The following is a 26,813-nucleotide window of genomic DNA, read 5'->3' as shown; positions in this document are numbered from 1 at the left end:
TAATCCTTATTCGAAATCAAAAATTAGCTGTGAGCAATCGGCTGAACCAGTTTCAGGCTATTCTTTTCACGACGCTTTATTTGAGAATTGGAAATAATCTTGACGGCATCGATAATGACCATCCAGATCAAGGCATAGGCCCAAACAACACCAATCATGATCCAGGGCAGTGCAGGAACGAGAATGCCGAAGACGCACAGCAGCACGGCCACGATCTGCGTTCCAACAACTGCAAGAAAGAGCGGGCGACTGGGATACGGTGGCCGAAAGATCGTATTGCGGGTGCGCACAACGAACAGAAGCAGGTGGCCGCCAGCAGCAAGTTGAAGGAAAATCATCGTCTGAAGATGAGCGGTTGTAAGCGGAACAATGTCCATCAACCAGGGCGTATGCATCCAGCCGACGCCGAGAAGAAGAAGCCCAAAACTTTCAGCCAGAGACGCAATACCCATAATGGAAGAGAACGAAATAATACGGTGCATATTCCACCGCACCGGTTCGGGCGACGTCACGACGTTGTCGTAAGCGATTGTCATGATCGGAATATCGTCTAGCAGCGCCAGAACGACGATCATGATCGCGGTCAGAGGCTGGAAACCGAAAACGAGATATGCGGCGACGACAAGGAACATGATATCGATCGTCATTGCGATACGATAATAAATATATGACGTGATACGCTCGAAAATTGCTCGCGCTTCCACGATCGCATTCACGATTGTTGATAGTCCCGGAGCCGTCAGGACCAGTGCCGCTGCAGAACGGGCTGCGTCTGTTGCCCCGCTGACAGCGACCCCACAATCAGCCTGTTTGAGAGCAGGAGCGTCGTTAACGCCGTCACCTGTCATGGCGACGATATGACCCAGTTCCTGCAAGGCTTTGACAATTTCAAACTTATGCTCGGGAAAAACCCGCCCAAATCCATCCGCAACTTCGACGGCGCGTGCCGCATCAACCGGAATTTTGTTTGGATTCATATCTGCTGAGAAGATGTCGCTCGCCTTGAGCAGATGCTCGCCCAGTCCCAACTGATGGGCGATTTCAGAGCCGATCGCGACGTCATCGCCTGTCACCATTTTTACGGACAACCCAAGCTTTTTCGCCTGTGCGATCGTTGCTGCCGCATCCGGGCGCGGCGGATCCAGCATGGGCAGAAGCCCCAGCAAGGTCCAGGTCGCCCCATCATCTCGAGAAACCGCTACACCCAGAGATCTGGTGCCATGGCTGGCCAGTTCGGAAACTTTACCGAAATATTCGGCCGTCGGAGTGTTATCATTCGCGCCAGCCGGCTCTTCTTTCATTCCGCACAGCGTCGCGATAACCTGTGGGGCGCCCTTGGCATATCGGATTTTATGCCCGGCAGCGTCCTGCACAATGCCGACGGTCTTCTTGTTGACAGGATCGAACGGAATAAAATCCACAGGCTTGTAAGAGCCCAGCGGATTATTGTCAGGAAGCGCCTTGAGAACAGCAAGATCAATGGCGTCCGTGCTTTCTTTCTGCGTCGCCAAAGCAGCGGCAATGACGAGATCGTCTGCTTTGGCGGTTCCAAATGGGATCGGAGCTTGCAGTGTCAGCTTGTTTTGAGTGAGTGTTCCGGTCTTGTCCGAGCACAGCACGTCAACACCTGCCAACTCTTCAATGGCTGACAGACGTGACACGATGGCTTTCTGTCGCGAAAGTGCCAGTGCTCCGAGCGCCATCGTTACAGACATCACCGCTGGCATGGCCACTGGTACAGAGGCGACAAGAAGAACCAGCACAAACTGTGCGATCCCGCCGGCTTCGCTCCAATGCCAGACACCATGATAAGCCAGATCGTGCCAGAGCTGCGCTCCGACCAGCACGACGGCGAGCGCTGCCGCAAGAATGATCAGAAAGTCTCCAATCCGCAGAACAGCCTGCTCTGCATGTGACTTGCTTCCAGCGGACGCGACCAGCTTTGCGGTACGGCCAAAAAAAGTATTATTCCCTGTTGCAACAGCCACACCGATCATGGAGCCCTGGCGCGCAATCGACCCGGAATAGGCTCCATCACCAATTTTCTTTGAAACCGGCAAAGACTCGCCCGTCAAAGCTGCCTGATCAACAGACAGATATTTTCCATCAATGAGCAGCAGGTCGGCAGGAACGATTTCTCCCGCAGCAACCGTTACAACATCCCCCGGCACAAGCTCAGTTGCATCGATGGAGGCCCACACACCGTCGCGGCATACAGAGGCCTTGAGAGCCAGGCCTTTTTTGAGGGCGGCCAGCGCATTGGCTGCTTTATTATCCTGCCAGAAGCCGATTGCTGCGTTGTAAAGGAGCAAGCCCGCGATAACAAAAAAATCTGGCCAATCTGCACGCAGAAACGAAATAACCGCTGCAATTTCGATCATCCAGGGAATTGGTCCCCAGAAATAGCCCAATAGCTTTTTCCAGCGGCTTTCTTCATGCGCCTGAATGGCATTTGGGCCATCTTTGGCGAGACGGTCTTTAGCTTCTAATGACGTCAGGCCTTTAGAAGATGTTTTCAGCTCTAAGAGTTTCGCTGCAATTGCTGCCGCATCCAGGGTCGTTGAACTGCCAGTCTGATTTTTAATTTGTGCCTGAGGGGGCTTTGTAGAGGGAGAAGAATCTGCAGTTTCCAAAGGAGGAGGTGACATAACAAACTCCAAAAATATAAATGAATTTACTCTGCAATAATCAAAACATATTTTAATGAAGGAGAATCATTCGTTAAAATGCAGGAAAATTTATTGCAATAATAAAAATAAATTTTTATCGCTATGGAACTTTTATTTTATAATTATTTCTAAAACCAACCATGTCGATATTTCTGACGCAGATTGATTTGGATTGCTTAAGAAATGATAAATTTTTAGAATTTCTCTGAACTGAAATGAGGACATTTCCGCGCCTGGACTTCCATAAGCCATTGACGTTCAATCTTCATAGAACTGACGCATCTCTCTGGACATCGATCCAGATACACGTTCTCCTGCCTGAACGACGCGCCCGCATAGGGCGTTCATGCGTTATGGCCGTCAACAGACGGCAATATCTCAACGTGGATGCAAGGAACTCTGAAGCAATGTCCCATCTCAGTCCCCTGGCCGGAAAAACACTTTCTTCTTCCCAGCTCGCCGACATTCCCGCCCTGATCGCCGCCTATTATGATCGCAAACCCGATCCTGCGGTCTCCACGCAGCGGGTGTCTTTCGGAACATCGGGCCATCGCGGTTCCTCGCTCCATACCAGTTTCAACGAAAACCATATCCTCGCCATCTGCGAGGCCATCTGTCGCCATCGCAAGGCCGAAGGAATCGATGGGCCGCTCTTTATTGGCATGGACAGCCACGCGCTCTCTGGTCCGGCACAGAAATCCGCTATCGAAGTGTTCGCGGCTCATGGCATTGACGTGCGGATCGACGAACATGGCGGCTATACGCCGACGCCTGTCATTTCCCATGCCATCCTGACCTACAACAAGGGCCGCACCACGGGCCTCGCCGATGGTGTGGTCATCACGCCGTCGCATAATCCTCCGGCAGATGGCGGGTTCAAGTATAACCCGACCAATGGCGGCCCCGCAGATACCGCCATCACCAAAGCCATTCAGGACATGGCCAATGACTTTCTCGCCAACGGCCTGAAAGACATCAAACGCCTGCCCTATGAACAGGCGCGGCAGGAAGCCTGCATTAAAGGCTACGATTTCATCACGCCTTATGTGAACGATCTGGACTCTGTCATCGACATGAAGGCCATTCGGGACGCTGGCGTGAAAATCGGCATTGACCCGCTGGGCGGCGCAGCCGTCGCGTACTGGAAGCCCATCATCGACCGCTATGGCCTGAACGCCACCGTCGTCAGCGACGTGGTGGACCCGACCTTCTCTTTCATGACTGCCGACTGGGACGGGCAGATCCGTATGGACTGCTCCTCCCCCTATGCCATGGCACGTCTGATCGAAATGGGAGACCGCTTCGACGTTGCTTTCGCCAATGACACCGATGCCGACCGTCACGGGATCGTCGCCATGCCCGATGGCCTAATGAACCCCAATCATTATCTTGCCGTGGCGATTTCCTATCTGTTCCAGAACCGCCCGGACTGGAGCCCGGAACTTGGCGTGGGCAAGACGCTCGTCAGCAGTGGCTTGATCGACCGCGTGGCAGCCGAGATGGGGCGCAAACTGGTTGAAGTACCGGTCGGCCTGAAGTGGTTTGTGCCCGGTCTGATGGATGGATCGCTGGGTTTCGGCGGCGAGGAAAGCGCAGGCGCCACATTCCTGCGGCGCGACGGCTCCGTCTGGACCACGGACAAGGACGGTCTCATTCTGGGCCTTCTGGCGGCTGAAATTACGGCCAAGACCGGTAAGAACCCCAGCGCTCATTATCATGAGATCATCGCCCGTCTCGGCACGCCTTATTACGAGCGCATCGATGCGGCAGCAAACCCGGAACAGAAAGCAAAGCTCAGCAAACTCACGCCTGAACAGTTTCCACTGGAGACGCTGGCCGGTGACAAAATCATCAGCAAGCTGACCCGCGCACCGGGTAATGACGCACCGATCGGCGGACTGAAAGTTGTTACCGAAAACGGCTGGTTCGCCGCACGCCCGTCCGGCACGGAAGATGTTTACAAGATTTACGCGGAAAGCTTTGTTAGCCCGGAACACCTGCGCGCCATTCAGCAGGAAGCACAGGACGCCATTTCAAAAGTGTTCGCTGCCTGAACCGTATTGCCCCCGGAGTACGCTCCGGGGGCAATCGTAAGGCCGAAACGTCAGTTATAAACCAGTTCAAAATAAATACTGCGGCCGTAATCTTCTTTCGCTTCCAGGCGATTGAGGTGCTCTCCGTAATACATCCGCGTATGCGAACCCGCCAGATTATAGACTTCGTATTTCAGGCGAAGATTATCGGTAATATCGTTCCAGGCTCCAAGATCCAGACTGGGTTGGGAGCCGTAACCATACATCTGGGTCGGGTCGTCATTGAGACCTTCAAGATATTTCGCAGAATATGAAAAGGCTGCTTTGACTGCACCACGGATCTGCGGGATGTGCCATGTCACGCTCCCGTTAAAGACATAGGACGGCTGCTCGGTCAGTTGCTTCAGCTTGTATGAGACGTTGACACCTTGATAGGTCATCCGACCGCGCATCCAGGTTCCACTGGCATTGATGTCGAAGGACTGCCTCCATGGGCCTTGAATGCTGCGATCAACAACAGAAACCTCGACCCCCATCAGTGATGAGTTATTGGCATTGCGCGGCTGCGTGACATAGGTCAGTTCATCATTGATCAATTCGGTTGATCGGGTGGTATAGATGTCATGTTTGATCATCTTGTCGAAATAAGCGACGCTGAAGACACCTTTTCCGCGATTGAAGAATTTATCAAGAGAAATATCGAAATTCTGAGCCTTACGTGGCATCAGATTAGGATTACCTCGTGACAGCGAACAGTTAATGTCTCCGGGCAGCGTATTCTGGGAGTCACCACAGCTATATTGTGCAGCCTGCGCGAGGTCCGTCGGCTGAGGGCGGCCTACCGACTGGCTATAGACGGCATGCAGTATCAGATTTTTGGGAAATTCATGAACGAATGTCACGGAAGGAAGGGGGTTGATGTAACCACCCCGGTTTTTCTCGATTTTCCCTGTCGGATTCGATGAACTATCGGTGCCTGGAATAAACGCATTGAAGTTCACCGAGTCAGCACGGACACCGGCGATAATCTGTGACTTCCGCCACTTATAATGCAGCGAAACATACCCATCAAAGAGTTGTTCCTGATAACGGAAATACGCCAGTTCCGTGTAATTTTTGGATTTGGCGGGATCAGGGGTCTGCTTGTCCCACGGGAAATTCGTCAGATCGAAGAATGGCCCGTTCGGGTTCTGCATATTCGGGATGAACATGCTGGATGCCGCATTTCCGCCCGGCTTGTACCAAAGCTGATCTGACGAATTGGTGGCGTTCAGACTGCGCCATTCAAAACCGCTTGCAAATCCAAACCCGTGAAAATCCGGATTCAAATTACGTGTGTAATCCAAGCGAACATTCGTAACCCCTTCATGATCACGGTCATATTCCTGCTGAACTGTCTGGAAAGCATAACCGCTGTTGAGGAGTTTGTTCATATCGATAATATCGACAAGATTGGCGACATTATCTTTATTTATAGTATAATCGGCGTAAACAGCGCCTTTTGCATTTTCTTTGGGGTAGACTCTCGCAGTCACATAGGGCTCGTGATTGTAATAGTCTTCCCATGTATAGCCAGCGCGCAATTTCAGCGTCGAAATATTGTCGTGCCAGCTCAAATTCCCCAAAACACCATTGGTATTCATCCGCCAGTTATCTTTCCGGCCGATCGTCCGGGCGCGATAGATGTATTCACGGCCGGACGTGGGGGTCTGGTTCCAGATCGCTGTATCGTCGAGCAGGTATTCGTTGTGCTCCATGAAGGAATTTTCCCATCTTTCGTAGGAATATCCCATAACGGATGCATTAAATCCGCTATTTTCGGGATGCCATTCAAGACGCGCGGCACCACCCAGAGAGTTCAAATCGTTGGAATAGCTCCCGCCATCGACATAGCGAGGAGCGGTCATGCCATTCCAGCCCGGCGTACTGGGATCATTCGGACTTAGAATTTTGCCCTTGGCATTATAATAATTGTAGCTGTCTTCCTGCCACTTCTTGGTCGTGTTCCGGGTCCGCCTCTGGTACCGGAACGAGGTCATGATGCCGAATTCCTTGTGTGCACCGAACCGGTCCGAGAACACAGCTTTGGCACCCTGTCCCAGATGTGGCGACATACCGGGGATCCTGTTGGCGCCTGCCGATCCTTTTTCGGTGCCGTAAATGCCGTAAGCATTGATATATTTATAAAGTCCATCATGGTCGAAGGCGCTGCGGGGGTTCATGTTAATGACCGCACCAATGGCACCCCCATCCTGTTCGGCTGTAAAAGTCTTGTAAATATCGTCTTCACCGGTCATTTCGGCCGGTATGTTCTGCATATTGACGCGTCGGCGGATGCTACCGCCGTCACTGATACTTGCGAGCGTCATACCGTCCAGTGTCGTCTGGTTAAGATCCGACGACACACCACGCACGCTGATATAACGGGGTTCGTCGCCATTACGTATCCCCGTGACCCCCGGAAGCTGCGTCAGCAGCTGAGCCATGGACGTCGCTCCACCCAGATTGGACGTGTCATCATAAGTGATCGAATCAACGACACCCGCAAAATTACGCTTGGTCCGTAATTCGTGGCGGCTTCCCCTCACTGTCAGGTTGTCCACCATATCAGCTTCAGTGCCGGTGGATTTTCTGGCAGGTCTCGCATGCAGCGTGATGTTTTTGGGATTTGATGCGTCAATTTTGAAAGCATTCTTACCAAGAAGCCTGCGAAGTGCCTTCAGATTATCCATTTTCCCATAAAGGGGAGCAGAACGCAGACTGTTTGCCGCATTGGCATCAAACGCGACATGAACCCCGGTCTGTCGACTGAAAGCCGTCAAAGCAGATGTGAGAGACTGCGCAGGAAGAGAAAAAACGTTCTGGGAATCTTGGGCAAAAGCAAAAACAGGCGCAAGACATGGAACGGACGCGGAAAGCGCCAACGCGAAAGACCGACTTGAGAAAGACATTCGTAAAACCCTGGACTGGAAAAGACAGAGATCTGCTCTCGCTGCGCGGGACATTTACTGGTTTCTGATTATTTCTCTTGTTAATGTTTTGTTTCATTTAACGTTTTATAATGACATTTTCTATCAATTTTAACTCAGATCACGATATTTTCTGGTTTTAGACTACTGAAAACACCTCTTTTCTTATCGGAGGGAAGCAACATCTAAAAAAATCTTTTCAGTATATTTTGTAAAAATTTATCACGCTTATTTGAGTTTTTACGAAACAGGAAAGAACTCACCGAACTTTATTACAGTCACCTGAATATGATTTTCGTCATATCCGGAATGCTCATAATAGTCTCTTCCGAACCTCACTGTTTACTGCCGTGGCGAGGCGTAAACAGCTTTCTCCCGTGTATCTTTTTCTGATGCCCGTCCCCTCAACGGAGGCCTGAAAACCGATGCTGTCTCGACCTGAAATCCTGATTGTCGGAGGTGGTGTCGCCGGCCTGTCTCTCGCAACGCGCCTCGGAAAATCGATGGGGAAACCCGGAAAAGCGCGCATCACGCTGATCGACAAGAGCTTTTCCCATGTCTGGAAGCCAATGTTGCACTGCTTTGCCTCGGGCACGCTCAGCAACGAGAATGACAAAGTAAATTTCATCTCACAGGCCAGCGGTCATCATTTCGAATTCTGGCCGGGCGAAGTTGCGTCCATTGACCGCGAAAACCGGGAAGTGATCCTCAGCCCGCTTCTGGAAGCAGACGGCACCGTCGTTCTGGAAAGCCGCCGTATGAAATATGACACGATCGTCATTGCGATCGGCAGTTGCGCCAATGATTTCGGCACGCCCGGCGTTAAAGAATACTGCATGTCCATCGATAATCTCGTGGAAGCCAATGCTTTCAACGAGAAATTCCGTATGGAACTGCTTCGCGCATTCGCCAATACGTCCGAACTGGACATCGCGATTGTCGGCGGCGGTGCGACGGGTGTTCAACTTGCCGCAGAGCTGCACAAGGCGCTGGAAATCGTAGGCCCGTATAATCTGCACGCTTTCGGTAAGGCACCGCCCAAGCTGCATGTCACGCTTCTTCAGTCAGGCCCGCGTATCCTCCCCGCTTTTCCGGAATCCGTTTCTGCGGCTGCCCAGAAGGAACTCGAACATATCGGCGTGACCGTTCAGACCAATGCCCGCGTTGCGGGAGCGGACGCCCATGGCTTCATTCTGAAAGATGGATCTTACGTTCCTGCCAAGCTGCGTGTCTGGGCGGCAGGCGTCAAAGCCCCCGAAGTCACTACTGCCTATGGCGGGCTGACGATCAACCGGACAGGCCAGATTCTCGTCAATCCGAACCTCTCTTCCATTGACGATGAACGTATTTTCGCGCTGGGGGACTGCTCTTTCATTCAGGACGATCCCCTGCCCGCCACGGCTCAGGTCGCGGGGCAACAGGCCAAACATCTGGCCCGATATCTTCCCGCATGGATCGAACATGGCCGGAAAGTCCCGGGCTGCGTCTTCCATAACAAAGGCGCGATTGTGGCGCTCGGAAAATATAATGGCTGGGCCGCCCTCCCGGGGGGCACCGTCTGGGGCGGAGGAATCTCGCATGGTTTTTCGGCGCGGCTGGCGCATCTGATGCTGTATCGCCAGCATCAGATGGAACTCTTTGGCTATTATCGCGGTCTGATGTCCTGTTACTCGGACTGGGTGGAAACCTTTGTGCGTCCTTCCGTCCGACTGGACTGACAGGACGTCACAGGCCCCGTTACATCAGGACGTGCGCAAACGTTCCGTAAAGTTTTCCCTGAATTTAGACGTTCTGACTTTCGCGGATCAGGCGATGAATGAAAGCGAGTTTGTGCATGACACCTGCCGTCAGCACAAACGGGTAAAAATCTGCCAGCCCCATGGAGCGGTTCAGACTGTTCACGGCGTAGGTCAGTGGCAACCAAGCCTGCATGATGTCTTCGAAAGATGCCTGCGTATACGGATCTTCGAGTGTTCGCCCGGAAGCATGGCCGATCCCCTCAAGACGCGGATTGACGCTTACCCCGAAAGCACAGGCGGTTTCGAGCGTTGAGACGATGTGCAGGTAATGCGCCCAGGTTTCTGCAAAATCCTCCCAGGGATGAGATGTCGCGTAGACGCTGACATGATTGTCCTGCCATTTGGGCGGCGGGGGGCTGTCATAATAGACCTGAAGCGCCTGCTGATAATCCGCGCGATCATCACCGAAAACAGCGCGGCACTCCTCCAGGCGCCCAGCGTCGCGCACCAGCAGGTTCCAGTAATAATGCCCGATTTCGTGCCGGAAATGCCCCAGAAGTGTGCGGTAATATTCTCCCATCTCAACACGCATCCGCTCCCGTGTTGCATCGTCGGCTTCGCGCATGGCGATGGTAATGACGCCGTTGGAATGCCCCGTCATGACGGGGGCCGATCCGTCCAACGCATCGTCGAGGAAGTCGAACACCAGCCCGTTCTCCGGGTCCTGACGTCGATCCCGAATGGGCAGTCTGAGTCGCAGAAGCGTGTAGAAAAGCCGGTGCTTGGCCACCTCGATCTTGCGCCAGCGCTCCAGATTTCCGGGAATATCAAGGCTCGGAATCGTACGGTTGAAGCGACAGGCAAAGCAGAACGATCTGTCACTCTGCGGGTCAGGTTCGGTCAGCCAGTTGCAGACGTCATGATCATGATTGGAGCAGTAGCGCAGACTCTCGTGCCGGGCCGAGGGCTCAAGCGGGTGCCACAGCCGCTCCCCAGCCGGGTCCAGCGCAGTCAGCAGAGACTGTTCCGGCAGGTACCCGACGGGGTGGCGGCAGTGCTCGCAAACCGTGTTTTCAAAAAAGAGAATCTGTCCGCAAGACTGGCACTCAAAGAGCTTCATGGGAATGCATTACACCGCCTTCCCCGATCATGGCCAGTTCCGGAGCAATGTTCCCGACGGGAAGCGGTGTCGCACGCATCGTGACTTCAAACGTGGCCTTGCACCGGTCCAGCAGTCCTGAAATGGGCGCGGTTTCCTCGGGACGCCCGGCGACCGCCAGCGGAATGTGATGCTGCGCCACCATCAGACCGGACGTCGTATCAAAACCAACCCAACCACCTTCCGGAATCCACGCTTCAGCCCAGGCATGCAGGTCACAGCTCAGGCCAGTGACGTCATCCGGCTGGATCAGGTAGCCGGATACAAACCGTGCCGAAAACCCAAGATGCCGCAGGATCGTTACCAGAAGCCAGGCGCTGTCACGACATGAGCCGCTTTCTCGTTGCAACGTCTCTTCAGGCGTCCACACGCCCGGTTCAAATCTGCGCTGATAGGTCAGACGCTCCGCCACAGCCCGGTTGAGATCCGCCACCACGGACGGAACCCTCTGCTCACCCACGACCCGCCAGGCTTCAACGAAACGGGACACCTGCGCCCCAGCCGTATCGACATCTCGGTAGGCGGCACAGACCGGTGTTTCTGCTTCTCCTGCCTCACCCGGCTGGCTACCCAGATCAACTTCCATACTGACCGAAACATCAAACGCCGTCACGCGCTCCGGAACCCGGACTTCCGCCACGCGGTTGCCGTACGCATCGTGCCGCCAGAGCACATCCGCAGTGTCCGGCGCTATGTCGAGCGCATAATTCCGGATGACAGAGGCCACACGCGGCACCGGACACAGACGCACGGTCTGACGGCCCAGAAAGACAGGTCGATCATACTGGTATCGGGTATGGTGACGCAGTACGACGCGGGAATTCATGCTCGGCAGGCCCTGAGGACAATCAGTTTCAGAAATGCGTTCCAGACACAGGATTTTCGGGCCATCCCGCTCCAGCAACCACCGGGTCTGATGGCCGTTCAAACCATTACCCTATCAGTCTTGTCGGGAACCGCAACAATTTCCGCCACACTTCCCACGATCTGTCCAAACGCCAAATTTCACGCTTGGCAAAGCGTCGAAATCTTGCTCCGTTAATAAAATATCGTAACGAACCGGCACGGCTGATCGGGCTTTCCTTCAGCAAACGGGGTCGGGGAAAACAGGGTGTGAGGCAGAGAATGAACAAGCCGGTTTTGCAGTCTCCCGATCCCTCCGCGACCAGCCTTTCCGCACTGGCTCCGGCAAAGGCCGCGGCAGGTATTTTCGCCGCCTATGACACACCGGATTTTTTCTGCGAACTCATGCGCCGGACAGATGACATACCCCCCGCACTCAGGACCGTGCGAGACCGTCTGGCCGGTTTTGATCTTTCGGAACTGCGCCACCGCACCAGCACGGCCGAGACGCAGCTCTACCGGCTGGGCATCACCTTCACCGTCTATTCCGACCGTGAAGCGATCGACCGCATCCTCCCCTTCGACATGATCCCGCGCGTTCTCACGGCCCCGGAATGGGATCATATTGACCGCGGCGTGCAGCAGCGCGTCAAAGCGCTTAACCTGTTCCTGCGGGACATCTATCATGAGCGTCATGTTCTGCGGGATGGAATCATCCCTGCCAGTTTGGTCCTCGGCAACCCCAATTACTGCGAAGCCATGGTCGGCGTCCGCGTCCCCGGTGACGTCTATGTCCATATCAACGGGACCGACCTGATCCGCGACAGCAGCGGCCGCTTCATGGTGCTTGAAGACAATGCGCGCACGCCGTCGGGCGTCTCGTACGTCATCGAAAACCGCCACATGATGCTGCGCCTGATGCCGGATCTTGCCTCGGGCATGCCTCTGCGCTCAGTTGAGGAATATGGGCTCAAGCTGCACCAGACCCTCTGCGAGGTCGCGCCCGAGGGTGTGACCGATCCGCAGGTCGTGCTGTTCTCGCCCGGCATCTACAACTCCGCCTATTTCGAGCACGTTTTTCTGGCGCGCGAGATGGGCGTGCCCCTTGTCGAAGGCCGCGATCTGATCGTGGAGAACCATCGCGTCTATATGCGGACCGTCGCGGGGTTGCGACCCGTTCATGCCATCTATCGCCGCCTCAACGACGAATATCTGGACCCTCTGGCTTTCAATCCGGACAGCATGCTCGGCGTACCCGGCCTCGTGGAAGCCTATCGCCGGGGTAACGTCACGCTGGCGAACGCTCTGGGAACGGGCGTTGCGGACGACAAGGCCGTATACGCCTATATGCCCCGCCTCATCCGCTATTATCTTGGCGAAGACCCGATCCTCGACAGCGTCCAGACCCATATCTGCGCCGAGCCGGAGGGGCTGGCCTATACGCTGGCCAATATGGACAAGCTGGTCATCAAACCCGTCGGCGAGTCCGGTGGTTATGGCCTGTTGATAGGTTCGCAGGCCACGCAGACCGAACTAGACGAATTCCGCGCCAAGCTGCTCGAAGATCCGTCCAATTACATCAGCCAGCCGGTCATCGACCTCTCGGTCTCTCCCACGCTTTGTCCCAGCGGTGTGGAGGCCCGGCATGTGGACCTGCGACCTTTCGCCCTGACCGGGAAAAACACATGGGTCCTCCCCGGTGGCCTGTCCCGCGTGGCCCTTCGCAAAGGCTCGCTGGTCGTCAATTCCTCACAGGGCGGCGGCTCGAAAGACACCTGGGTGATGGCCCGATGACACAGACCGGCACACGCTTTCCCGCCATGCTCGCCAATCTCAACACGCTGCTGTCGCGCTATGGCGAGAGCATGATGTGGCTCGCCCGTTATATGGAGCGGATCGAGAATCTCGCCCGTATTCTGGAAGTGACGGAAGCCTTCGTCCGCAATCCCGACGGCAGTCCGGGATGGGATTCCATTCTTCAGATCAATTCTGATGAAGAGCGCTACGCCGCCCTTTATGCGTTGCCCGCGACGGAAGAAAATATCCTCGCCTTCTACATCACGGAAAGCTCGAACCCGACATCCATCCGCGCCATGGCGCATATGGTTCGGGAAAATGCCCGTTCGGCCCGTCCGCTGATCTCCACCGAAATGTGGATGCAGCTCAATATTTTCACACAAAGCATGATGGAACTGTCTACGCCCGACATCCGTCGCAACGGCCTGTCCGGGCTGTGCAACCGCATCAAACAGGACTGTCAGACACATTTCGGCGTTACCGAAGGCACTTTGTATCGCGATCAGGCGTGGCTGTTCTATCTGCTGGGGAAATATTTAGAGCGTTCCGACCAGATCACCCGTCTGATCGACATCCGCTACCATACACTGCTTCCGGGTGGCGAAATTTCGGGCTCTCAAATGGACCTGACGCAGTGGGGGTCCGTCCTGCGTTCGGCTGCGGCCTATCATGCCTTCCGCCGCCTCCAACCCGTGACGACCACACCGGCCAATGTCGTGGGGTTTCTGCTGAAAAACGAAGGATTTCCGCGTTCTCTGATGCTCAATCTGCGGCAGGTGGAGAGCACGCTCAACGCCCTGTCCACACACTACAATCTCCGCCACCAGTGCGGACCGCTACAGGAACGCATCATCAATCTGAGGGCCACGCTCGAAGACCAGACCGCCGAGGAGATCATTTCCCGCGGATTGCACGAATACATGACTTATATTCAGGACGAACTAGGGGCCTTGCAGGCGGAAGTTTCCGTCACATTCTGGCCAATCGCCCCGGTCATAACGCGACAGACGACTGTCAGTCCGCAGTAAGTCCGGGAGCGGGGCGCGGGACATTGGCGATCCTCAGCGATATGCCCGCGTCCAGAAGCTGCCCGGCGCAGACAGGATCGATCCCGTCATCCGTAATCACGACGTCGAATTCGGACAGGAGCGCCAGCCGGTTCATGGCCACAGTATCGAATTTCCGGCTGTCTGCCAGAAGAACGCGGCAATCCGCCACGCCCATCAGGGCCCGCTTGGCCTGAATGATGTCCTCGACCTGATGATAGGCCGTCACGCCGGATATTGCGGCTGCCGACACGAATGCCATGTTGATCCGCATGGACATCACAGCCTGCTCGCAGATCCTTCCCACGAAGGCATCGAACGTCGGGCTATAACGTCCTCCCAGACCGATCAGCCCGACCGTTTCGCAAGGCCCCAGACGGCTGACGAGGCCCAGACTGTTCGTCACGACCGTCAACTGGGCGATTTCGCACAGCCTGTCCGCCATCGCCCCTGAGGTTGTGGAATCATCCAGCGCCACGGTGTCGCCTTGGCTCACCATGGAGGCAGCCAAGGTCGCAATCGCCCGTTTTTCAGCAACGGCCTGCACCCTGCGATATATCACACTTGCCGATGCGCCGATGTTCGGAAGCGTCGTGATGTCCGTTCCGATCCGCCGTACCAACCCCTGCGCACAGAGCACCAGAAGATCCCGGTTGATCGAAGCCCGACTAAGCGAGAAGCGTTTCAGCAGGTCAGCGACCGGCACCACGCCATGTTCGGTGACATAATCAAGGATCCCGCGTCGGCGGCCAGACAGTGCCTGCCCTTCCGTAAGCAGGGCATTCATCATGCAGGAACCTTCGGAGAGACCACATCACGCACGCTCTCGACCAGATCCATGAAATCCGCTGGATCCCAGCCTGCCCGGCCGATCAGCACGCCGTCCACGTCGGGCAGGGCCACATAGTCGCGAATATTGCCCCGCGAAACGCTACCGCCATAAAGCAACGGAATCCGAACGGAACTGCCCTGCCCCGCAATCCCCTGCACAACACCACGCAGCGTCGTATGGATCTGGGAGACGAAAGCCGGTTCGGCCGGACGACCCGCCGCCCCTATGGCCCAGACGGGCTCATAAACTACCAGAACACGTTCAAGGTCTTCCTGAGAAACCCCATGCAGCGCAATTTTTGTCTGCCGCGCCAGAGTCTCCTGTGAAACACCGAACTCATATTCGTCGAGCGTATCCCCAATACAGATCAGAGAGCGCAGGCCATGCCGAAGCGCTGCGCGGACCTTCAAATTGACCGTCCAGTCCGTTTCCCCGAAATGCTGCCGACGCTCCGAATGCCCCAGCACGACAATGGACGCGCCGCATTCGGCGATCATGGGAGCGGAAATTTCACCCGTCCACGCCCCATTGTCCTCCCAGTACATATTCTGCGCGCCGACCATCAGAGGGCTGTCCTGAAGGACTGCTCCCACATCCCGCAGCGACGTGGCGGGTGGGGCCAGAAAACACTGGACGCCCTCAGGAGGACGAAAAAACGCCAGGGCGCGGGCATCCGCGATGGCTTCGGCCGGCCCCTTGTTCATTTTCCAGTTCGTCCCGACCCAGATGCTTTTCTGATTCACGATGCCTCTCCCGACAGCTTTCCGACCCGCTGGATCGTCACGACGATTCTCCTGACCCCAAACCGGCCAGAATTTTCTTTAGCGTTAAACAGTAACAGAGAAAATGTCATGCGTCTCATGAATAACGATACATCCCGCAACTCAGCGACAGTTCGGAATAAAGCGATCAGCATCTTTCCGACGTCTCTTATGTTGCCAACCGGCCCCTGCACGCCCATACAGACAACACGATATTGCAGGTCCTGCCCGGGGCGATCCCCGCTGATTTTCGCTGGATTTCAGCCATTCGGCGTATGACGGCCTGCTTCTGGAGACGGAGCACGGACATGACCCGAGAAACAGCCGCAACCGCCTTTCTGACGGCCCGGAACATTCCTTTCAGCGTTCATGATTATGAGTATGCCCCCAATGGCGGTCTGATCGGGATGCAGGCGGCAGAAGCCATCGGCGTGGCGCCGGAAGATGTGCTCAAGACGCTGGTTGTCGAAGTGGATAAGAAACAGGCCGTCTGTGTCGTCGCCCCTGCGCATCAGCGCATGAATCTGAAGAAGGTGGCAGCTTTGTTCGACGGGCGGAATGCCCGCATGATGAGCCCTGAAAAGGCGCATGAGCTGACAGGCTTCGAGTCTGGCGGCACAAGCCCGTTCGGATCGAAAACCCCAATCCCGGTTGTCCTGTCGCAGGACGCTATGCCGCGCACGCATGTTTATATCAATGCGGGTCGTCAGGGGCTGGTCGTGCGGATCACACCCGCCGACGCCCAGCAGGCCACGGATGCCACAGTCGCCGATATCGCGGCGGACTGAATGTCGTGAGCGTTTCCGGGAATGCCGCCACAGGCAAGCTCTCCCCAGAGCGTGCGTTGTCCGGGCCGCAGACGGATCTGTTGCAGCGCGTGGTTTCATTCTGCGAATGCCACCGACAGGACGACAGCGCCCTTTTCATTATTGAAGGCGCGGCAGGCACAGGAAAAAGCGTCGTCCTGAACGCAATCTTCAACACGCTCCAGACCCGGGCACGAAATGGTTCACCCGCCGACCCGCTGAAGGGTCTGCGGAACATGCTGATCGTCAATCACCCGGAAATGCTCAAGCTCTATCGCAACATCGCGACCACCATGCCCAACCTGCGCAAGAGCGATTACGAACGCCCCACAACCTTCATCAATAGATCCGCAAAGACCGGACACCGCGCGGATATCATTCTGGTGGACGAGGCGCATCTGCTGCTGACCCGTCCGGACCGGTACAATCATTTTTCCCAGCAGAACCATCTGGAAGAGATCGTGCGATGGGCGCGGATCGTGGTGGTCGTGTTCGATCCGTTGCAGGTTCTGAAATTCAAAAGCCACTGGTCCAGTGATCTTCTCGAGAGCTTCCGCAAAGACCGTCCTTCAGAGACTTTCCATCTTAAAACCCAGTTCCGTGTCGCGGCCAGTACCGCCACATGTTCGTGGATCGACGCTTTAGGGCAAGGTAAGATCCTGTCCCGGCCAAAAGATCCGCGCTTCGATCTGCGGATCTATGACGACTGCGCAAAACTGTATTCAGATCTGCGTGACTACAATGCGAAATACGGCCTCTGTCGTCTGCTCTCGACTTATGACTACCCATACACGCTCAATGGTGAAGACCACTTCATCACCGAAGGCGACTTCCATTTACGATGGGATCGTTCCCTGCCGAGCGAAAAACTCCCTTGGGCCGAGAGCCCGGATACGATCAACGAGGTCGGGTCCGTCTATACGATCCAGGGGTTCGACCTGAATTATGCCGGGGTCATTCTCGGACCGTCTCTGTTTTATGATGCGGAACATGACCGGATCGGCGTAAGGCCGGAAAGGTACGAAGATAGCGCGGCCTTTCAGGGGCGGGATGGAATCGCTGCACCCGAAGAGGCAAAAAAGCGCGTTATTCTCAATGCCCTGAACGTCATCCTCACGCGTGGGATTCATGGGCTGTTTCTATATGCCCACGACCCTGCCCTGCGCGCGCGCCTGCTGAAACGCTGATCTTCTGCACTCACGTGGGCGTGGGTTGTCAGGCCTGAGCCATTCTGTTCCTTTATCGGTAAAGGAGATCTCAGCCATGGCTCGTCAGACATTTCTAACCTTCGCTTTCAGCGTCGGCATTGCAGCACTTACTACCGCCTCTCCCCTCCTCGCCGCCGAAACCGTCGACAAAGGCACACTTCCGTCCGGCAATGTGCAGATCATCGGACGCTTTTCCAACGCTCAACCTTCCGGCATTGCCGTTCTGCCTGATGGACGCATGGTGCTCGGCTTCCCTCGGAGCGCGCACGACCATTCCGGCCCGAAACTGGGGCTGTATGCGAAAGGTAAGCTGTCCCCCTTCCCCGATGCAGCCTCACAGGAACAGTTCGTCTCGCCACTCGGTATGACCGTTGATGCCAACGGACAGCTCTGGGTTCTGGATGAAGGCATGGTCGCTGGCACGGGAACAATAGCAGGCGCGCAGAAGCTCTTCCGGATTGATCCGACAAGCGGAAAAATCGCGCAGGTCATTCCCCTCAGCGCCCCAGCCCTTCTGCCGGACAGCCACGTCAATGACGTCCGCATCGACCTGACTCATGGCAAGGCGGGAACCGCTTTCATTACCGACACGTCCGTCGACGTGCATCCTGCACTGATCGTCGTTGATCTGGCCACGGGACATCAGCGTCGCATTCTGGCGGACACGGTCTCCGTCATGCCGGTTCAGGGCTTTGTTGCCGTAATGGACGGCGTGGCAGGACGCTACGATCCGGCGCATGCCACGATCCCTCAGGGTGGCGTAAACGGGATTGCTCTCAGCCCAGACCAACAGACGCTCTACTGGCAGCCGCAGAGCAGCCGCCGCCTCTATTCTGCGCCAACCGCTGTTCTGTCTGATCCGAACACCAGCGAAGCCGATCTGGAAAAGGCCGTGAAAGATGAAGGCGAAACGGGAGTGGGCGATGGTATGGCAACTGGCCCGGACGGCTCGCTCTACATCACGGATGATGAACGCCATGCCATCCTACGCCACCGGCCGGATGGTCAGGTTTCCGTGGTGGCACATGATCCGCGCCTGACCGAACCCGATGGTCTGACTTACGCCAATGGCGCTCTGTACGGCACGGTCGGACAATGGGCACGTCTGCCGGTTTTTCATAACGGCAAAGACCTCGAAGTCATGCCATATATTGTCGTGAAAATCGCACCGCTGGACTGAAGACAGTACCGCCGGAGATCACTCGAAAACTCTCCGGCGCATTTTCTGATCATATTAATACGGGAATCCCGGGACAGACACTTCTCGCTCCGGCATTTACCGTTTCCTGTGTTCAAACTATCTCGAAAACCTGAATAATATATTCTATCTTTTTTATGATATACGATACATCTATAATAATAGAAATTTATAGTAAATATTTATTATTATCTTCTGAAAAATCGCGTTATTTTATTTAAAACAAAGGCGAATTTGTTTTTTTTGTTTTTTTTGTTTATATCTATTGCAGAATAAATTTCAATTTTATCATCAAACTTGAAATTATTAAAATATATTTCAAAAAAATCTCTTGAAAAAGGAATTTTTCGATAAAATTTCTCAATTTTATTTGTCTCTATACTAATTTTATTATAATCCATTTCAATAAGACTGGAATTATAGAAGCAAAAACATGTTTTTTTTTGGCCATCTACGATAATAGGAGAAAATCTATTATCTTCGAATGGAAACTCTGACCAAAAGGAGCCCGCTATCGACGAATAAAAACTCATTATATAACCGTGTTTGTTAATAATAATAAATAACTCCGAGCTTTCTTCATTTGGAAGATAATCATAAACGAAATAGTAGTATCCTCCATATTGATCTGGGTTATTAAAATATATTTGATTTTTAACGCAAATCTTTTCCTCTCGGGAAAGAGGAAATTCGAGATAAGAATTAAGAATATGTTCTAATATATTTTTAGTCGGCAATGAATAGGATTCATTTAATTTATCTCTAATCACAGAACTAAGAATTTTTCTTTTTTCAAGGCAATATAATGATAAGTGCCCCAAACCCGGAAGAACAACAACGTTAATTTTATTAAGAAATTTGTTAATTAAGTAAAATGTCTTATTATCATCTTTTATTGATAAATCAAGTATAACTATAAATTTATCCTGATCTTTTGGTGAAAGGGATGATACCTTAATATTATTAAGGCAGTAATTTTCTATGTAGCTTTTATTTATTTTGTCAAATAAAATAAACTCTTCACTATCATTTAAATTCATTTCCTTTTCTGAAAGAGATAAATATGGACTACAAACAATGCATAAATCTACCTTTATGTAGCTAGATATATAAAATGCAAAAAATCCTCCCATAGAATGGCTTATTATTACTACTTTAGAAAAAGCTTTTAGAAAATTTCTTAGAAAATCAAGAGCATTTTCAGTAGAATCATTTATGAAGAAATCTCTTTTTTTATTTGTTATTCCTAAAACGTTAAAATCTAAAAAACTATCTTCTAGCAAGATATATTTTTCTGATTCATCTTCATGCCCAATACCACTTATAGTTACAATAATTGTGTTTTTTATATTTTTTTTTGTTGGAATTTCCTGCGCCTTTGAGAAATTCATCGAAATAAATTCATTACAGAAGACCATAGCATTCTCCAAAAAATATAATTACTTATATTTTTTTATTTTGTTTTTTTTATATAATACTATACCGTTGTGAACGACGCTGAGGGATTTGAGTTCCTCAAAAATCAATCTCACAATCGATTTCGTAAATTCCAAATAAAAAAATACTACTATGTAAATATAGAATAAATATTAGTATTATATTATATATTAATATATAATATATTAATCGCCATATATTCGAATATAATGAAAATATTTACCTGAATATCATAAATATATACTATATAATTTCTACAATTTCTGCGCCTATTCTAGCTGAATCTACCTTATATACAATGCGGATTCTTGGGGAAATCTTCCTATTCTAGGTATAGTATATGATTCCTTTGCCTCCGGTTCGGATTGAAAAAATAGTGATCTGAAGCAGTCCAGCCCAGTCAGACCCGGCGCTGACGCTAAAACGATCCGTCCGTTTGATGAAAGTCCAGGAGCAATATCCTTGCTACTGGTTCATACGCTGAGCGAAATACCTCTCGAAACCAAGATACTATGCTCCCAAGCAACGGTTTGTCGCCTCTTGCAACTCCCGCTCGACATTTCTGGGAAGAGGAAATCTTTGCCGCTCAAATCACTTCTCTTGTGCGCGCCACACGATGCACATCGTTATGATGGGAGAACCGCTGACAAGAGAACAACGAACTGGCAGCTGGCTGCTACCGGCACGAAGTTATGATTATTTGATTTATTAGATTTTGGTGACCTGGTGGAGAGAGTTGGATTCGAACCAACGTAGGCGTACGCCAGCGGATTTACAGTCCGCCCCCTTTAGCCACTCGGGCACCTCTCCGGGTCGGCGGTTGAGATATGGCGGATTGGCGGCTATGTCAATCGCCTGTTGTCGATTATATGATTTTTATGGCCAGAAGATCTCCCTCCCGCTCCGCTCCCGACCGTTCTACGGATCGCGCCTCCCCTCCCTCCGCGCACGCTAACCAGCCGTCCCGCTCCTCCGATGAGCGCTCTGGCAGGCGTAATGGCCGTTCCGGTCGCGGTCATGCTGGCAACTCCGGTTCCGGCTACTGGATTTATGGGCACCATGCCGTGCAGGCGGCGCTCGCCAATCCTGAGCGTGTGATCCATGATTTTCTGGCGACGCGCGAAGCTGCGGCGTCTTTCGAAGGCGCACCGCACAAGCCGCAGATTGTGGACCGTGAGCGCCTCGACAAACTCTGTGAGCGCGATGCCGTGCATCAGGGTGTTTGCCTGCGTGTTGAGCCTCTGGAAACACTCGCCATTCTCGATATCGTCGAGCGCACCGGCCCGGTTCTGGTGCTGGATCAGGTGACGGACCCACGTAATATTGGCGCTATTCTCAGATCAGCTGCGGCGTTCGGAGCGGCAGCGCTTCTGGTGCAGGATCGCAATGCCCCGCAAGAAAGCGGTGCTATGGCAAAGGCAGCCTCAGGCGCGCTCGACCTCGTTCCCATTCTGCGTGAGGTCAATCTCTCCCGCGCCCTTCAGGCGCTACAGGCCGAGAATTTCTGGGTTGTCGGTCTGGATGCCGGGGGTACACGGCTGGATGGAAAGGGTTTCGTGGGACGTCGTGTGGCGCTGGTTCTGGGAGCCGAAGGGGCTGGATTGCGCCGCCTGACGCGCGAAACCTGCGACGAGATCGCCAGCGTTTACATGCCTGGCGACATGGAGAGCCTGAACGTCTCTAATGCTGCAGCCGTCGCGCTTTACGAACTCGTGCGGCCCGTCTGACTGGAAATCCGGGAGCAACCAACAGCTCCCGGACTGCCTCAAAGCTCAGTTGGGACCTGAGGTCGCGGACGGGTAGTCGATATATCCCTCCGGCCCCTGACTGTACCAAGTCTTCATATTGTCAGGCTCAAGGGCGATGCCGCGCTCGAAACGCTCCGGCAGGTCGGGGTTCGAGATGAACTTCCGGCCAAAGGCAATCGCATCGGCGTGCCCTTCTGCCAGTGCTTCCTGCGCCATCTCAAAGGTATAATCCTGATTGAGAACCAGCGGCCGGGTAAAGACCTTACGGATCTGCGGGGACAGTTTGGGCTGATCGGTCTTGCCGAAAGTGCCGTCCGGACCGGGTTCGCGCAGTTCGAGCCAAGCCACGCCCAGATCCTGAAGCAGCTTGGCGGCCGGCACGAAAACCGTTTCCGGCGCGCTATCGATGCAGCCCTGCGTATCACCATTCGGGGACAGGCGGACGCCTGTGCGTTCCGCACCGATCGCGCCAATCACGCGCTCGGTCACTTCACGCAGGAAGCGGATACGGTTTTCCGGCGAACCGCCATACTCATCGGTGCGAAGATTCGTCCCATCCCGCAGAAATTCATCGATAAGATATCCATTGGCCGCGTGGATCTGCACACCATCAAAACCCGCACGGATGGCGTTGCGCGCCGCGTTCTCGTAATCGTTCAGGATACGGCTGATGTCAGCGGCGTCGATTGCACGCGCCTGTTCGTAAGGCTTTTTGCCTTCATAGGTATGAACTTCGTTCGGAGCCGTCGTGGCCGAAGACGAAACGGGCTGCGTACCAGTGACGGAAGAATGGACCATCCGTCCCATGTGCCAGAGCTGGCAGACAATCTTGCCGCCCTTGGCATGAACCGCGGCGACAATCGGCTTCCAGGCTTCCACCTGTTCATCCGACCAGATGCCGGGAGCAAACGGCCAGCCCAAACCTTCGCGGGAAATGCCTGTGGCTTCACTGATAATCAATCCAGCGCTGCTGCGCTGGGCGTAATATTCCGCCATGATCGGAGTCGGAACGGCATTCCTGTCGGCGCGCGCACGCGTCAGAGGGGACATCAGAATCCGGTTCTTCGCATGAATGGGACCGAAATCAATCGAATCGAACAGCGTTGGCATCCTGTTTCTCCTTCAATGGACTGATCACCATATTGTTCGATAAAACTCGAACAAAGCAAGTGTTGCGATAAAACTTCAGGAAAGGGATAAGACCTCATGGCCGCCTACGATCATCCTGACTCCGCGACATTCGAACTGATTCCGGTGCTGCGTGCGCTGGCTGATCCTGCGCGTCTGGAGATCGTGCGACATCTGGGACGCGTTGGGGAAGCCAACTGCGCCACACTGATTGGAACGCGGCCCAAATCCAGCATGTCGCACCATTTTCAGGTCCTGCGTGAGAGCGGCGTCCTGAGAACCCGGATCGAGGGCGTTCAGCACCGTAATTCCCTACGGCTCGAGGAACTCGATGCCCGGTTTCCCGGGCTTATGGCGGCCATTCTGAACGCCGCCTGAGGCGTATTTAGTTCGTACGCCAGATTTCTTCGTGAATGCAGGTGGCGAAGATTAGCCATGCAAAAAACGGAACCTGCATTGAGGCTGCCTTGCAGTCCACCTTGTGCGCCGCACAGATCGAGGCTCCGGACGTCATGATCAGGCCGCCACAGATGGCCAGACCCGTTCCAAGCTGCCGTTTGCGGAACACGAAGAACGGAAAGCCTGCCACACCGGCAACGCACAGCGCCCACAGGATCAGCGATGCCGTCCGACAACAGGATTTTTCAGCACGCAGAAGCCGGTAGCCCGACCAAGCCAGAAGCCCGTCCAGAAGCGTCCACACAACGCCGTAAACCGGACCGGGCGGATTGAAATGCGGCTTGTTCAGCCGGTCGTACCACCGGCGCGTGGACGGATCGTCCGCCGGGCTGATTTCACGCGAGGCGTACTGCACTCCAAAAACCGTACCGACGGCCAAGGCCGCATCAATCAGACGTCCCATTATCCGTGATCCTTTCTGAATCCTGCCGCCCTAACGCGGAAACACAGCGGCAGGTTCAGACCGGTCAGGGTGCAGACGGTGCGGGAGTTCCAAAATCCAGTTCGGCAGCGATTTTTCCGGCCTCCGGGTTCCATAGCAGCACCCTATCGCTTCCGGCGCCGATCAGTGTCACCGCCATCAGACCGTCAGGGCGCGCCGTAACCGCCGTAATATGCTCGCCCGCACCAAGCGGAAGAGCCAGACGCGAGAAGCCCCCTTCGGCCAGCGGCACGGTTGCCGTAACGCTCGGGCGGGGATGCAGGAAGCGGTAGGCAATCACCCCGATCAATCCGAAAACGGCCGCGATAATCAGCACACCCATCAAAATTACAGCGGCCAGAAGCGCTTTTGGTGTCTGCGACTCGCTGTTCGCCATTTCCTCGGCTACACCCTGTGTCATGTCTGATCCTGTTTCCCCATTCCGTCTTGTTGTCGATGCGTCCACGGCTGGCCAGAGGGCCGACCGCGCGCTGGCGGACGCCATCGGCACGGTTTCACGCTCCCGGGTCAAGGCCCTGATTGAAGGCGGCAGCTTTTCCGTCAACGGAAAGACGGTCTGCGAACCGGCGGAAACGTTGCGTGACGGCATGGAACTGCTGCTGACATTCCCCGAGCCCCTCCCTGCCCGTCCGATCGCTGAGCAGATCCCGCTGAACATCCTGTATGAGGACGACGACCTGATCGTGCTCGACAAGCAGGCCGGGCTTGTCACCCATCCCGCTCCCGGAAACGAGACGGGCACACTGGTCAACGCCCTGCTCGGCCATTGTGGAGAAGGTTTCGAAGGAATCGGCGGGGAAAAGCGCCCCGGTATCGTGCATCGTCTGGACAAGGACACGTCCGGCCTGATGGTCGTGGCCAAGACGGCCATGGTTCATAATGCCCTGTCAGAAGCCTTCGCTGCCCGCGATATCGACCGGGCCTATCTGGCCCTCGCTTGGGGGCTCCTGCCGCTGGAAGGCGAATTCGACGGTAATATCGGCCGGGACAAGCGGGATCGTAAACGCATGGCTGTTGTCGGAAGCGGCGGCAAGGTTGCCCTGACACGCTTTAAGCTGATCGAACCCTATCAGGCTGCCGTCTCCCTGATCGAATGTCGTCTTGCCACTGGACGCACCCATCAGATCCGTGTTCACCTTTCAAATGCAGGCCACCCCCTGCTCGGCGATCCGGTCTACCTGCGGCGGATTCCCGCAGCGGCGCGTGGTCTGTCGCAGGATGCGAAGGAAGCGGCACTCGATTTTCCCCGTCAGGCGCTTCACGCAACCCGACTCGGATTTATCCATCCGAGGACGAAAAAGCAGCTTTCGTTCGAAACCGCCCCTCCAGAAGATTTTCAGACCTTGAAAAAGAGACTGATCGGCTAAACCTTAAAAGGCCATTGACTTTTTTGGCTGAGCCTGTCATAAATAACTCATCCGACGAGCTGACGCGCCGCCGGAACGGATCGTACCGCCAGAGGTCGCCCAGTCCGGGGGCTGACGGTCGGGGACGTGAAAGTCCTTCCCAATGCGTCACCTGGGTCAGACGGAACTATCCCGTCGCCGGTCCGTATGAGTCTCCATCTCATCCGGATGCGGGTTAAGCCCCGGGCGAAAGGAGTCGAAGACCATGGCATCCCCAGCCGTCATTTCAGTGGGTCCAGAGAACAACCTCACCCGCTATCTTCAGGAAATCCGCAAGTTCCCCCTGCTGACCCCGCAGGAAGAGCTCGATCTCTCCCGCCAGTGGCGCAAGAACGAGGATACAAGCGCGGCACACCGCCTCGTCACGTCCCATCTGCGCCTCGTTGCCAAAATCGCCATGGGTTATCGTGGCTATGGCCTGCCGGTGAACGAACTCATCAGCGAGGGCAATATCGGCATGATGCAGGCCGTGCGCCGGTTCGATCCGGAGCGTGGTTTCCGCCTTGCCACCTACGCCATGTGGTGGATCCGCGCCGCCATGCAGGAATACATCCTGCATAGCTGGTCTCTGGTGAAAATCGGTACGACCGCCTCACAGAAGAAGCTGTTCTTCAACCTGCGTCGTCTGAAAGGACAGATGCAGGCGATTGACGACGGCGATCTGAAGCCAGAGCAGGTCAACTCCATCGCGACCACTCTGGGTGTGCCGGAACAGGACGTCATGTCCATGAACCAGCGTCTGGCCGCACCGGATCACAGTCTGAACGCACCGCTCCGCATTGATGGCGAAGGCGAATGGCAGGACTGGCTCGTGGACGACCACGACAATCAGGAGCAGACCTATGCTGCTTCTGAAGAGTTCACGGGCCGCAAGGCGCTTCTGGATCAGGCCATGATGACGCTGAACGAGCGTGAGCGCCATATCCTGAGCGAGCGTCGCCTGAAGGAAGAGCCTTCCACGCTGGAAGATCTTTCCCATCATTATAACGTCTCGCGCGAGCGTATCCGTCAGATCGAAGCGCGTGCCATGGAGAAGCTCCAGAAAGCCATGGCTGCGGAAGTGGAACTGCGCCGCCGCGAAAACGGCCTTCAGGCCTGAAACGACAGATCACGAAAAAAGCCCGTTGGGATAT

Annotated in this window: 21 protein-coding genes and 1 tRNA gene; 11 read left to right on the top strand and 11 right to left on the bottom strand. The window is 54.5% G+C overall.

The features are described 5' to 3' along the window. Positions 1-23: 23 nt before the first annotated feature. Complete coding sequence (locus JK208_RS09610) at positions 24-2,648, bottom strand: plasma-membrane proton-efflux P-type ATPase (RefSeq protein WP_211575857.1); 2,625 nt, start codon at positions 2,646-2,648, stop codon at positions 24-26. Between the two features lie 428 nt (positions 2,649-3,076). Here JK208_RS09610 and pgm point away from each other — a divergent pair, with 428 nt between their 5' ends. Next, entirely contained in the window at positions 3,077-4,723 is a 1,647-nt protein-coding gene (pgm, locus tag JK208_RS09605; protein WP_211575855.1) for a phosphoglucomutase (alpha-D-glucose-1,6-bisphosphate-dependent), read from the top strand. A 50-nt stretch (positions 4,724-4,773) separates the two neighbouring features. Here the strand turns inward: pgm and JK208_RS09600 are convergent, their stop codons facing one another. Beyond that, positions 4,774-7,653 (bottom strand): outer membrane beta-barrel protein, encoded by a 2,880-nt coding sequence (locus JK208_RS09600; RefSeq protein ID WP_211575853.1) that lies wholly within the window; start codon positions 7,651-7,653, stop codon positions 4,774-4,776. Between the two features lie 443 nt (positions 7,654-8,096). On the opposite strand from JK208_RS09600, the gene JK208_RS09595 reads away from it, so the two are divergent. Next, complete coding sequence (locus JK208_RS09595; RefSeq protein WP_194262536.1) at positions 8,097-9,389, top strand: NAD(P)/FAD-dependent oxidoreductase; 1,293 nt, start codon at positions 8,097-8,099, stop codon at positions 9,387-9,389. Positions 9,390-9,453: 64 nt separating this feature from the next. On the opposite strand, the gene JK208_RS09590 is transcribed toward JK208_RS09595, so the two are convergent. Next, the gene (locus tag JK208_RS09590; protein WP_211575850.1) at positions 9,454-10,530 is read right to left on the bottom strand and encodes a putative zinc-binding metallopeptidase; all 1,077 of its coding nucleotides are present in this window, start codon (positions 10,528-10,530) and stop codon (positions 9,454-9,456) included. Beyond that, entirely contained in the window at positions 10,517-11,395 is an 879-nt protein-coding gene (locus JK208_RS09585) for a transglutaminase family protein (RefSeq protein WP_211575849.1), read from the bottom strand. Before JK208_RS09585 ends, JK208_RS09590 begins: the two co-directional genes overlap by 14 nt. Before the next feature lie 299 nt (positions 11,396-11,694). On the opposite strand from JK208_RS09585, the gene JK208_RS09580 reads away from it, so the two are divergent. Then, positions 11,695-13,206: a circularly permuted type 2 ATP-grasp protein gene (locus tag JK208_RS09580; RefSeq protein ID WP_211575848.1), complete on the top strand. Its 1,512-nt coding sequence runs from the start codon at positions 11,695-11,697 to the stop codon at positions 13,204-13,206. Further along, complete coding sequence (locus JK208_RS09575) at positions 13,203-14,237, top strand: alpha-E domain-containing protein (RefSeq protein ID WP_249194292.1); 1,035 nt, start codon at positions 13,203-13,205, stop codon at positions 14,235-14,237. Before JK208_RS09580 ends, JK208_RS09575 begins: the two co-directional genes overlap by 4 nt. On the opposite strand, the gene JK208_RS09570 is transcribed toward JK208_RS09575, so the two are convergent. Together JK208_RS09570 and JK208_RS09565 are read right to left on the bottom strand one after the other, a co-directional pair. Further along, positions 14,224-15,045, bottom strand: coding sequence for a DeoR/GlpR family DNA-binding transcription regulator (locus tag JK208_RS09570; protein WP_249202070.1), 822 nt, complete (start codon positions 15,043-15,045; stop codon positions 14,224-14,226). The genes JK208_RS09575 and JK208_RS09570 overlap by 14 nt on opposite strands. Continuing rightward, positions 15,042-15,833, bottom strand: coding sequence for a triose-phosphate isomerase (locus JK208_RS09565; protein ID WP_211575943.1), 792 nt, complete (start codon positions 15,831-15,833; stop codon positions 15,042-15,044). Before JK208_RS09565 ends, JK208_RS09570 begins: the two co-directional genes overlap by 4 nt. 323 nt (positions 15,834-16,156) lie before the next feature. Here JK208_RS09565 and JK208_RS09560 point away from each other — a divergent pair, with 323 nt between their 5' ends. From JK208_RS09560 to JK208_RS09550, 3 genes are all read left to right on the top strand, one after another. Next, positions 16,157-16,636 carry a YbaK/EbsC family protein gene (locus JK208_RS09560; RefSeq protein WP_211575846.1) on the top strand — a complete coding sequence of 160 codons (480 nt, stop codon included), beginning with the start codon at positions 16,157-16,159 and terminating at the stop codon, positions 16,634-16,636. Between the two features lie 5 nt (positions 16,637-16,641). Further along, positions 16,642-17,841 carry a DUF2075 domain-containing protein gene (locus tag JK208_RS09555; RefSeq protein ID WP_349291978.1) on the top strand — a complete coding sequence of 400 codons (1,200 nt, stop codon included), beginning with the start codon at positions 16,642-16,644 and terminating at the stop codon, positions 17,839-17,841. Between the two features lie 76 nt (positions 17,842-17,917). Next, entirely contained in the window at positions 17,918-19,042 is a 1,125-nt protein-coding gene (locus JK208_RS09550; RefSeq protein WP_211575845.1) for an SMP-30/gluconolactonase/LRE family protein, read from the top strand. A gap of 206 nt (positions 19,043-19,248) precedes the next feature. Here the strand turns inward: JK208_RS09550 and JK208_RS09545 are convergent, their stop codons facing one another. Continuing rightward, on the bottom strand, positions 19,249-20,451 hold the full coding sequence (locus tag JK208_RS09545) for a hypothetical protein (protein WP_211575843.1): 1,203 nt from the start codon (positions 20,449-20,451) through the stop codon (positions 19,249-19,251). 770 nt (positions 20,452-21,221) lie between these two features. Beyond that, a tRNA-Tyr gene (locus tag JK208_RS09540) sits at positions 21,222-21,307 on the bottom strand. A 68-nt stretch (positions 21,308-21,375) separates the two neighbouring features. Between JK208_RS09540 and rlmB the strand changes: the two genes are divergently transcribed. Beyond that, positions 21,376-22,224: a 23S rRNA (guanosine(2251)-2'-O)-methyltransferase RlmB gene (gene rlmB / locus JK208_RS09535; protein WP_211575841.1), complete on the top strand. Its 849-nt coding sequence runs from the start codon at positions 21,376-21,378 to the stop codon at positions 22,222-22,224. Positions 22,225-22,269: 45 nt separating this feature from the next. On the opposite strand, the gene JK208_RS09530 is transcribed toward rlmB, so the two are convergent. Continuing rightward, positions 22,270-23,355 carry an alkene reductase gene (locus JK208_RS09530; RefSeq protein WP_099287030.1) on the bottom strand — a complete coding sequence of 362 codons (1,086 nt, stop codon included), beginning with the start codon at positions 23,353-23,355 and terminating at the stop codon, positions 22,270-22,272. A 96-nt stretch (positions 23,356-23,451) separates the two neighbouring features. Between JK208_RS09530 and JK208_RS09525 the strand changes: the two genes are divergently transcribed. After that, on the top strand, positions 23,452-23,751 hold the full coding sequence (locus tag JK208_RS09525) for a helix-turn-helix transcriptional regulator (protein ID WP_099287029.1): 300 nt from the start codon (positions 23,452-23,454) through the stop codon (positions 23,749-23,751). Positions 23,752-23,758: 7 nt separating this feature from the next. Here the strand turns inward: JK208_RS09525 and JK208_RS09520 are convergent, their stop codons facing one another. Together JK208_RS09520 and JK208_RS09515 are read right to left on the bottom strand one after the other, a co-directional pair. Further along, the gene (locus JK208_RS09520) at positions 23,759-24,235 is read right to left on the bottom strand and encodes a TspO/MBR family protein (RefSeq protein ID WP_211575840.1); all 477 of its coding nucleotides are present in this window, start codon (positions 24,233-24,235) and stop codon (positions 23,759-23,761) included. 64 nt (positions 24,236-24,299) lie between these two features. Then, a complete protein-coding gene (locus JK208_RS09515) occupies positions 24,300-24,674 on the bottom strand; it encodes a hypothetical protein (protein WP_211575839.1) in 375 nt (124 codons plus the stop codon). On the opposite strand from JK208_RS09515, the gene JK208_RS09510 reads away from it, so the two are divergent. Both JK208_RS09510 and rpoH read left to right on the top strand, forming a co-directional pair. Further along, complete coding sequence (locus JK208_RS09510) at positions 24,673-25,641, top strand: RluA family pseudouridine synthase (protein ID WP_211575838.1); 969 nt, start codon at positions 24,673-24,675, stop codon at positions 25,639-25,641. The two genes, JK208_RS09515 and JK208_RS09510, sit on opposite strands and share 2 nt — an antisense overlap. Positions 25,642-25,885: 244 nt before the next feature. Further along, positions 25,886-26,779, top strand: a complete 894-nt coding sequence (gene rpoH / locus JK208_RS09505; RefSeq protein WP_194262523.1) for an RNA polymerase sigma factor RpoH — start codon at positions 25,886-25,888, stop codon at positions 26,777-26,779. Positions 26,780-26,813: the final 34 nt, after the last annotated feature.

It is taken from the genome of Gluconobacter sp. Dm-74, from assembly GCF_018256135.1.
Taxonomy (GTDB): domain Bacteria; phylum Pseudomonadota; class Alphaproteobacteria; order Acetobacterales; family Acetobacteraceae; genus Gluconobacter; species Gluconobacter cadivus.
The sequence above is the reverse complement of the archived record's forward strand: the minus strand, read 5'-3'. Positions and strand labels throughout refer to the sequence as shown.